The following is a 3053-nucleotide window of genomic DNA, read 5'->3' on the forward strand; positions in this document are numbered from 1 at the left end:
CCCCCGGGCGCCCCCCCGTCGTGGGTCACGTCGCCGTCGTCTCGATCACGGAGAACACCGGGAGGACGTCGAGGAAGGCGGGGGCGGTCAGGCCGGACGCCGCGCACAGCGCGGCGAAGTCCTCCCGGGTCCGCTCCCTGCCGCCCAGGTTCACCAGCATGTTGAGGTCGCTCAGATACGCCGTCGCGCCGCCGTCCGGGTTCGCCAGCTCCGGCAGTACGGGCTCCACGATCAGCACCCGGCCGTCCGGCGGCAGCACGTCGCGGATGTTGCGGAGGATGGTCGCGCACTGCTCGTCGTTCCAGTCGTGGATGATGCTCTTGAGCAGATAGAGGTCGCCGCCCTCGGGTACCGACGCGAAGAAGTCGCCCGCGACGGCGGACGCGCGGTCGCCCAGCCCGGCCTCCCGCAGCGTCTCCTCCGCCTGGCCGAGCCCCTCGGCGGTGTCGTACACCACGCCGCTCGACCCGGGGTGGGCGCGCAGGATCGCCGCGAGCAGGGAGCCGTTGCCGCCGCCGACGTCCACGACCGTGCGGAAGCGGCCGAAGTCGTAGCCGTGCGGGAGGCTTTCGGCCACGCCCCGGGACGCCTGGCCCATGGCGCGGTTGAAGCACGCCGAGAGCTCGGGCTGCCCCTTCAGATAGCCGAAGAAGTCGGTGCCGAAGACGGTGTCGAACGCCGGGCCGCCGGTGCGGAGGCTGTCGTCCAGCCGGTCCCAGGCCCGCGTCATCAGCGGGTCGGTGAAGGACCGGGCCAGGTCGTACTGCGAGTGCGGGTGCTCCTCGGCCAGCAGCGCCCCCGCCGAGGTCGCCGCGAAGGCTCCCGGGCGCACCTCGCTGACCAGGCCGAGCCCGGCGAGGGCCCGCAGCAGGCGGTGCGTCGGTCCGGGCAGCGTGCCGCACTCGGCCGCCAGGTCCTCCACCGTCCGCTCGCGGTCGCCGATCCGGTCCATCAGGCCGAGCCGGACCGTGGACCCCACGATCTGGGTCGCCATCTGCCCGAAGAGCAGCTCGATGAGCAGCCGCCGGTCCGCCATGCCGTCCCGCTCGTCCGGTGCCATGGTGCCACCTCCCAGTAGTAACTAAGGCAAGCCTTACCTGGGTTGGAGTGTAGGTCATGTACGCGAAGAACTCCGCCGGGCGCGGTAGTTGGCGACGTTGACGCGGTTGCCGCACACGTCCGGCATGCAGTAGCGGCGGCGCCCCGCCTTGCTGGTGTCGACGAACAGCCCCGCGCAGTCCGGGGAGGCACAGCGCCGGAAGCGGCCGTGGCCGAGCGTGCGCAGCGCGCCGAGCAGCCCGGTGCCGATCAGGACGCCCAGTTCGCCGGCGAGGGACGCGCCCGGCGCCGTCTCGACGTACCACTGCCAGCCGCCCGCCGCGTCGCGGCGCAGCACCGGGCCCCGGCCCGCGCGGGTGACGAGCGCCGCGGCCCCCTCGGCCACCCGCTCCTCGGCCTGGGCGGCGAGCAGGCGGCGGACGTCCCCGCGCAGCCCGCGCACCTCGGCGACGTCGTCCGCGGACGGCTCCCGCACCCCGGCGAGCGCGTCCGGGGCAAGGTCGTGGTCGGCGAGGAAGCGCGTCAGACCGCCCGGGACGCCGAGGAGGTCGCCGGCGGCGGGCGGCGCACCGGTGCAGACCAGATCGGTCGCCACCCCCGCCCCCGGCTTGTAATCGGGGAAGAGAATTTTCACGCCTTACCTCTGCCAGGGTGAGCATCGGAGTAACCGGAGAAAGTTGAGTTTACCCATGAGTGGAGACATCTGCCGGATACGGGATCATCCGTCCACCGGAAGCCCCCTCGGCTCCTTCACCCTCTTCATGCCGCACCCCCCCGGGGGACAACCCCCGAACCCCCGGCCGGATCACCCGTCCACCGGAAGCCCCCTCGACTCCTTCACCCTCTTCATGATGATCTGGGAGTTGACCTCGGTCACGCCCGAGAGGGCGGTCAGCTTCTCGATCCACAGCCGTTCGTACGCACGCAGGTCCTCCACCGCGATGCGCAGCAGGCAGCCGGGGCTGCCGAACAGCCGGTACGCCTCGATGACGTCCGGAATCCCCTGCAGCGCCGCCTCGAACTCCTCCACCACCTCGCGGTCCCGCCGCACCTCGACCGAGACCAGCACCTCGAAGCTCCGCCCCACGGCCTCCGGGTCGATCACGGCCCGGTAGCCCTGGATCACCCCGTCCTGTTCGAGCTGGCGCACCCGGCGCATACACGGGGACGGGGTGAGCCCCACGCGCTGGGCCAGCTCCTGGTTGCTGAGCCGCCCATCCCGCTGCAGCTCCCGCAAGATATCCCGGTCGATCTCATCCATGGCGCAATTATCCGCTCCGTCTACGCGGGACACCCAGGGAAACTAGCGATCGAATAGCGAACACTTCCCCGTATTATTGCGTCGTTTGGCCCGGCATCCCGGGCCCCTGTGAGGCGTGAGGGAGGTACGCGCAGTGGGACGCATCATCGTCATCAGCACCGGCGGCACCATAGCCAGCCGCTGGCAGGGCGCCGGGTTCGCGGCCGAGGCGCAGGGCAGCGAGGTCATGGCCGCCACCGTGGTACCGGACGGCGTGTCCGTGGAGGTCGTGGACCTGTTCAACCTGAACAGCGCCCGGCTGACCACCTCCCATCAGCTCACCCTGCTGCACACGGTGCACGAGCTGCTCGCCGACCCCGGCGTGGACGGCATCGTCGTCGCGCACGGCACCGACACCCTGGAGGAGTCGGCGTTCCTGCTCGACCTGCACCACGACGACCCGCGCCCGGTGGTCTTCACCGGCGCCCAGCGCGCGCTGGACGCCGTGGACGGCGACGGCCCCGCCAATCTGCGCGACGCGCTGCTGGTCGCCGCGACCGCCCGCGATCTGGGCGTGCTCGTCGCCTTCGACGGCACCGTGCACGCCGCGCGCGGCACCGTGAAGCGGCAGACCCTGGCCACCGACGCCTTCGGGGACCCCTCGGGGGACCGGGTCGGGAAGGTCGGCTTCGGGCAGACCTCCCTGCTGCGCCGCCCGCAGCGGGCGGGGGCGCTGCGGGCGGCGCAGCAGGGA

Annotated in this window: 4 protein-coding genes; 1 reads left to right on the forward strand and 3 read right to left on the reverse strand. The window is 72.2% G+C overall.

Annotated elements, in window-relative coordinates; genetic code table 11:
• Positions 1–25 precede the first annotated feature (25 nt).
• The 3 genes from G5C65_RS34535 to G5C65_RS34545 all read right to left on the reverse strand — a co-directional run bounded on the left by G5C65_RS34535 (position 26) and on the right by G5C65_RS34545 (position 2320).
• A complete protein-coding gene (locus G5C65_RS34535) occupies positions 26–1060 on the reverse strand; it encodes a methyltransferase (RefSeq protein WP_165303011.1) in 1035 nt (344 codons plus the stop codon).
• A 54-nt stretch (positions 1061–1114) separates the two neighbouring features.
• Entirely contained in the window at positions 1115–1693 is a 579-nt protein-coding gene (locus G5C65_RS34540; protein WP_165303012.1) for a CGNR zinc finger domain-containing protein, read from the reverse strand.
• 171 nt (positions 1694–1864) lie between these two features.
• Complete coding sequence (locus tag G5C65_RS34545; RefSeq protein WP_165303013.1) at positions 1865–2320, reverse strand: Lrp/AsnC family transcriptional regulator; 456 nt, start codon at positions 2318–2320, stop codon at positions 1865–1867.
• A gap of 133 nt (positions 2321–2453) precedes the next feature.
• On the opposite strand from G5C65_RS34545, the gene G5C65_RS34550 reads away from it, so the two are divergent.
• Positions 2454–3053: asparaginase domain-containing protein (locus tag G5C65_RS34550; protein WP_338146797.1), on the forward strand; the 600-nt coding region annotated here is incomplete at its 3' end.

The sequence above is a fragment of the Streptomyces boncukensis genome (genome assembly GCF_011045075.1).
Lineage (GTDB): Bacteria > Actinomycetota > Actinomycetes > Streptomycetales > Streptomycetaceae > Streptomyces > Streptomyces boncukensis.